Origin of the sequence: Flavobacterium cauense R2A-7, assembly GCF_000498475.1 — a bacterium.
GTDB classification, from domain to species: domain Bacteria; phylum Bacteroidota; class Bacteroidia; order Flavobacteriales; family Flavobacteriaceae; genus Flavobacterium; species Flavobacterium cauense.
The window spans coordinates 88,686-94,757 of record NZ_AVBI01000004.1 but is presented as its reverse complement, the minus strand read 5'-3'; the positions used below and the strand labels follow the sequence as shown (position 1 = coordinate 94,757).

General features: G+C 33.1%; 5 protein-coding genes. 1 reads left to right on the top strand and 4 read right to left on the bottom strand.

The window, feature by feature from the left end; genetic code table 11:
* Positions 1-149 precede the first annotated feature (149 nt).
* Positions 150-1,526 (bottom strand): tail fiber domain-containing protein, encoded by a 1,377-nt coding sequence (locus FCR2A7T_RS03240; protein WP_023569842.1) that lies wholly within the window; start codon positions 1,524-1,526, stop codon positions 150-152.
* Positions 1,527-2,578: 1,052 nt separating this feature from the next.
* On the opposite strand from FCR2A7T_RS03240, the gene FCR2A7T_RS03230 reads away from it, so the two are divergent.
* Positions 2,579-3,016: a hypothetical protein gene (locus tag FCR2A7T_RS03230; RefSeq protein WP_023569841.1), complete on the top strand. Its 438-nt coding sequence runs from the start codon at positions 2,579-2,581 to the stop codon at positions 3,014-3,016.
* Positions 3,017-3,110: 94 nt separating this feature from the next.
* On the opposite strand, the gene FCR2A7T_RS03225 is transcribed toward FCR2A7T_RS03230, so the two are convergent.
* The 3 genes from FCR2A7T_RS03225 to gldI form a co-directional block, all read right to left on the bottom strand.
* Positions 3,111-4,307 (bottom strand): peptidylprolyl isomerase, encoded by a 1,197-nt coding sequence (locus FCR2A7T_RS03225; RefSeq protein ID WP_023569840.1) that lies wholly within the window; start codon positions 4,305-4,307, stop codon positions 3,111-3,113.
* A gap of 73 nt (positions 4,308-4,380) precedes the next feature.
* Positions 4,381-5,460, bottom strand: a complete 1,080-nt coding sequence (locus tag FCR2A7T_RS03220) for a peptidylprolyl isomerase (RefSeq protein ID WP_023569839.1) — start codon at positions 5,458-5,460, stop codon at positions 4,381-4,383.
* A gap of 21 nt (positions 5,461-5,481) precedes the next feature.
* Positions 5,482-6,042, bottom strand: coding sequence for a gliding motility-associated peptidyl-prolyl isomerase GldI (gene gldI, locus FCR2A7T_RS03215; protein ID WP_023569838.1), 561 nt, complete (start codon positions 6,040-6,042; stop codon positions 5,482-5,484).
* Between the last annotated feature and the right edge of the window lie 30 nt (positions 6,043-6,072).

Below are 6,072 nucleotides of genomic sequence, written 5' to 3'. Positions count from 1 at the left end.
ATTGCAGAAAACCGCTGTTAGGCGTTGTATTTATATTTATTCAAATTTTCGTACTAATATCTAACTACTGTTATAAAAAACAGCTACCTTTTTTTAAGATTTTTTATAGAAAAATGCTATGATTATCTCATAGCATTTTTGATGATTAATTATTTCTTTTTTAAAGAATTTACCTGCTCTTGTAATTCTTGAATTATTTTTTGAAGTTCTATAATTTGTTTTTGTTGTTCTTGTGTTGCTAAAATCATAGGAGCTAATAAATCATTATAGCGCACACCTAACATACCATTATCATCGGTACTAATTATTCCTGCATTTTCTACTCCAAATTTTTGCAACGATGCTTGAAGTTCTTGCGCAATAAAACCGTATTCTACAGATTTTTTTACATCATTTTTTCGTGTATAAGACACAGGTTTTAGTTGGTTTATAAAACTCAATCCTAAATTAGAAGGTTGAATATTATCTTTCCAACGTTCATCTGATGTTGTTGTCCATGCTACTTGTATTCCTGCATAAGTTATGTTTGTATCACCAATTCGTACTTGATTTGAACCTGTATTTGATGGTACTTGTGCATTATAACCAATACCAATATTATTAAATCCTGTTGTAACATTAGAAAGTGCATTAGACCCTAATGCAGTATTAAAAAATCCTGTAGTATTAGAATTAAGTGATTGCATACCAAATGCAGAGTTATTATACCCCAATGTATTTGAATAAAGTGAATTCCTACCAACAGCCACATTACTATTACCAGTTGTATTTGATTGAAGTGATTGCGTACCAAATGCAGAGTTATCAGACCCCGATGTATTTGAAGAAAGTGAAATCCTACCAACAGCCACATTATTATTACCAGTTGTATTTAATTGAAGTGATTGCATACCAATAGCTATATTGTCACCACCAGTAGTATTATTCATTAGAGTATTATTTCCAATAGCCACATTTCTTGCACCATTTGTTCCTGTTCTTAAAGCCTGGTAACCGATAGCAGTATTATCATCTCCATTAACATTTAAATACATTGCCTCAGTACCAATAGCAGTGTTTCTATTTCTAGATGTAGCTGGAGCAAGTGAATTTACCCCAAATGAAGTATTTGTTGTACTAATTTGTCCAGATTGAATATTATTTCTTTTAAAAATTAAATCTTGAGAATCGGTGGTTCCAAGAAAATTTGTTCCTGCAGTGGTACCTAGATTCCCAGTTAATAGCCATCCACTAGCACCACTAGCTCCTCCAAATGTTACCCATTTAGCACCATCCCAGTAATAATAACCGGGAGTTACATTATTAGGGGATGTACCCGCTGTAGCAGTATTATAAACTAATTCGGAAATAGTTGGTAAAGTTAATGGGCTTGCTACATTGCTAGCTGTTAAAGCCACTCTTGGTATCAACAATCCGTTATCTGTAGATGACACATCTAATGCCGCATTTGGTGAAGTTGTTCCAATACCTACTTGTGCAAATGCGGGGATTGATAAAAAAGACAGAAATAATAATATTTTTTTCATGTTTAGATAAATTTTATATTTTATTTTAAATTTATACAATTTTTTTTATATTTTATTTTAAATTTATACAATTTTTTTTATATTTTATTTTAAATTTATACAATTTTTTTGTATTAAAATTGCGTTAGATTCTTGATTCTGCGTTGATATAACGCCTAACGTTTTGCCGCTTTGCGAAGGCGGGGATTTTTAGCACTAAACTTCATTAAATGCACTAAGCATTAATTTAGCACTTCAATGTCATAGAAGCACGAAAACCCCGCTTTTGCAAAACGGCTGTTAGCGGTTCGTTGTTATTTCGAAATTTTGATTTTTAGTCAAAATCCTATTTTCTATTTTCACTTTTGAGTTATTTTGGTTACTATTTCACTCCGTAATTTTAAAAATTTAAATACAGTTTAGTTTTTAATTTAATGGATAAAATTTGTGTCTTAATAATTAAAAGAAACTACCAATTGTTATAAACGTACAAATAGTCAATGCTAAAACACTAACTAATGTTAAGAAATCCTTTTGGTTTTTTATTAAAAATATTATTCCGATGATTAAAAAGACTATTTGTGCAAGTAAAAATGGTATTGTCAGTAATTCTCTAAAAACACCTATTAAAACAAAGTCTATTTTATAAAAGTTAATAAAGTAAATAAGGATGAAATAGAATACAATTCCAAAATTTATAATTGTCAAATTTCTGTTTGTTATTAATTTATTCATATTTTCTAATTTAGTTATTTTTGTTACAATGACCGCTAACTTATATATATACGCTACTGTCGCGTAATTATTGATTTTGTTATTCTGTTTAAAATCAAGGCGTTGTGAAAAATTATTTAAAAAAATGCAATTCGTGTTTTGAATATATTTTAAATATATATTTCTTTCCTTTGATTTGTCAAATATAAATAAAAAAGCAAAAAAATAAGTTGTGTTGTGATTTTTCTTATATTTTATTGTTCGGCTTCAGGTTTGATTTTTTGATGGATGGTGTAATACTTTAATAGTTAAAAATGTATTCTTGTTAAATGTTTTACCTTTGTTAAAATTTTATAACTATGATTATTTATCCAAAAAACGGAATAGGGGATTTGCTTTTCGGAATGAGACAGCAGCATGTTGTTGCCTTAATCGGCAAACCCAGTAAGCAGTTTACTGACGAAGAAAAAAACGTAATTTATTTATACAATCAATATAAATTAAGGCTTACTTTCTATGAAGAGGAAGAATTTCGCTTGGGATATATGGTGATTTCTCATCCGGATACGATTCTTTTTGATGCAAAAGTTATAGGGGCTCATCCGAACGATATCAAAAAAGTTGCCCCTGAAAAAAAATATAAAACGTGGGAATTGGCCGAGGAAGATGGTGTTGATAGTTATTTTAATGAGGATAATTGGTTAATGCTTATTTCTGAATTCGATGAAATTACAAAAGTAGAGGTAGGGGCAATTATAAATGATGAGGACGAATTTGACTGGAAATTTTCAGGTTAAAGAACTATTTATATAAAGTCTTCTTCATTTTAAAAGAGAATAAATAAAAAAGGCACAGCTAAACACCGTGCCTTTTTTATTGGAAGATTTCGAATTACTGTTTAACAGGATTTGTCATTTCCAACTCAAAAATTAAATCTGTATTTGGAGGAATAATGCCACCTGCACCTCTTTCACCATATGCTAATGCAGATGGAATGAAAATTACGGCTCTGTCTCCCAAATTCATGTTTTCTAAACCTTCAATGAAACCAGAGATTAATCCGCTTTTGTTTCCATATGTAAAAGGGAAACCTGCATAACCACCTTGTTGTGCGCGCATCGGATCGTGTTTTCCGAAGGCTTTTGCAACATCTTCAAAACTGGCATCAAACATTTTTCCGTTTTCGAAATATCCCGCATATCCAATTTGTACTTGTGTTCCCGCAGCAGGTTTTAGGCCATTTCCTTTTTTGGTAATTACAAATTGTAAACCGCTTGCAGTTTTTGTGGCTGTAGCTTTAAGTTTCTCGAACTCTGCTTTTTTAGCCTGCATTACAGTGCCATACTTGTCGTTGTATTCTTTGTCTTTAATAGCATCAAGTTCAGCTTGTTTTTTTGCTTTTTCAGCTTCTGCTTCGGCTAATTTTTTGTCGTCTTCCGCTTTGTGGGCATAGTAATCGGCAAAAACTTTAACGGCATCGAATTTTTTCGCTTCTTTTCCTTTTCGGACGATGGTTACTTTGATGATCTGATCGTTTTGTTCGATTTTGTTAACCACATCCATACCTTGAGTAACTTCACCGAAAACAGTGTGTTTTCCATCTAACCAAGGTGTTTCTTTATGAGTGATGAAAAACTGACTCCCGTTGGTTCCCGGTCCCGCATTTGCCATTGAAAGTATTCCGCCTTTATTGTGTTTAAGTGTCGGATCAATTTCGTCTTTAAATTTATAACCAGGATCTCCGGCGCCTGTTCCTTGCGGATCGCCACCCTGACACATGAAGTCTTTAATTACACGGTGAAATTTCAGTCCGTCGTAATATGGTTTTTCTTTTAATTCATCTTTTACAAAAGGGTTTTTTCCTTCTGCTAAAGAGACAAAGTTAGCCACAGTAACCGGAGTTTTTTTATACTCTAGTTTTATGGTGATTTTTCCTTTATTGGTTTCAATATCGGCAAAAACACCCTCGTTAGCTATTGCGGTAACACTTTTAGTGGTTTTTGCTTTTGCAGGAGTTGCTTTTTTAGTTTTTTGAGCATATCCGCTCATCATTCCTAAAAATAATAAAAACAAAATTTTATTTTTCATCTTTATGTTTGTAATGACCTTACTCTTTTTGCATCATGCGGGGATTTTCAGGATTTGTCCCTTTGGTAATTTGTTATTTTGCTGATAATTCGATTTCAAAAATAAGATTTGCATTCGGCGGAATAACCTGATTTCCTCTTTCACCATAAGCTAAATAGGAAGGAATAAACAAAATCAGTTTATCACCCGTTGACATTTTTTCCATTCCTTCAATGAAACCCGGAATCAAACCTTCTTTATTGCCATATTTAAATGGGAACGGAGCATAACCTCCCTGTTGATTACGCATTTGGTCGTAAATTCCAAAAAGTTCAGCAACGTCTTTGTAGTTTGTATCAAAAAGCTCGCCATTTTCAAAATAGCCTGCATAACTGAACAAAACATCGGTACCGGGAGTTAGTTTGGGTTGGTTCCCTTTTTTGATGAAAGCATATTCCAATCCCGATTGTGTTTTGGTTGCTTTTGCTTTTAAAGCAGTGAATTCAACTAATTTATCTGTTTTGATTTTTGCCGTTTTTTCAGCTATTTTCTTAAGTTCCACGGCTTCTGTGTCATAATAGTTTTTAAAAACTTTCAATGCATCAAAGGCAGTAGCTTTAGTTCCTTTTCGGATAATAGTTATTTTGGTGATTTCATCATTACCTTCAATGGCAGCAACAACGTCAATACCTTCCACAACTTTTCCAAAAATGGTATGAACGCCATCAAGGTGAGGAGTAGCGGTATGTGTGATGAAAAACTGACTTCCGTTGGTATTCGGACCCGCGTTCGCCATAGATAAAATTCCGCTGTCGTTGTGTTTTAATGAAGGATCGATTTCATCTTTAAATCTGTAGCCCGGACCGCCACTTCCGTTACCATCCGGATCACCACCCTGAATCATAAAATCCTGAATTACACGGTGAAATTTCAGTCCGTCATAAAAAGGTTTTCCTTTGTATTTTGCGTTAACAAAAGGGTTTTTTCCTTCAGCCAAGGTTATGAAATTCGCAACTGTAACAGGAGCTTTGGTGTATTCGAGTGCAACTACAATGTCGCCTTTTGGGGTTTCAATGTTAGCATATAATCCGTCGGCTAAATTTTCGTGATTGTTTTTGCAGGAAATAAATAAAGCACTAAATGCTAAAAGTAAACCTGTGATTGTTTTTTTCATGGTATGGAAATAAAGTCAAAATTATTCGGGTTTTGGGGTTCCCGATTTAAAATTATTTAAAGTTACAGTACAAATGATAGGTTGGTTGGTCCCGATTTTTTCATTGTCACCATGATAGCCATAGGCCATATGCGACGGGAAAAGAAATGTTATTTTTTCGCCTTTTTTCATCAGTTTAATACCATCACGTAGCCCCATCATGATGTGTTGTTTGTCTACAACATAATTTTGAGTTTTAAGATCTTCAGATGAATAAATAAGATTTCCTTTTAAATCCGTTACTTCATAATCAAAATTTGCGATATCACCTTTCTTTGGTGTTAACGTTTCGGTAGCGCTTTTCACGTCGTAGTAATACCAATACCCTTTTGGTGAAGCAATGTAATCATTGGCGGTATCTTTTTTGATGATATCACTAATGATTGTTTCTTCATTATTGATCAGTTTTTTGTTTCGTTCAATCGACTCTTTAATAAAAGTTCCCGAAGAATGTGAAATGGGTCTCCGTGCCTCTTGTTTTTGGGTACAGCAGGCAAATAAAATTCCCGAAAACATTACGCCGTATATATGTATTCTTTTCATAAACTTGTTTTAATTGTTTTAACCGATACT

Excerpts from the sequence above, each read along its gene's own strand:
- FCR2A7T_RS03240 (WP_023569842.1), bottom strand. The coding sequence starts at position 1,526 with ATGAAAAAAATATTATTATTTCTGTCTTTTTTATCAATCCCCGCATTT.
- FCR2A7T_RS03230 (WP_023569841.1), top strand. The coding sequence starts at position 2,579 with ATGATTATTTATCCAAAAAACGGAATAGGGGATTTGCTTTTCGGAATG.
- FCR2A7T_RS03225 (WP_023569840.1), bottom strand. The coding sequence starts at position 4,307 with ATGAAAAATAAAATTTTGTTTTTATTATTTTTAGGAATGATGAGCGGA.
- FCR2A7T_RS03220 (WP_023569839.1), bottom strand. The coding sequence starts at position 5,460 with ATGAAAAAAACAATCACAGGTTTACTTTTAGCATTTAGTGCTTTATTT.
- gldI (WP_023569838.1), bottom strand. The coding sequence starts at position 6,042 with ATGAAAAGAATACATATATACGGCGTAATGTTTTCGGGAATTTTATTT.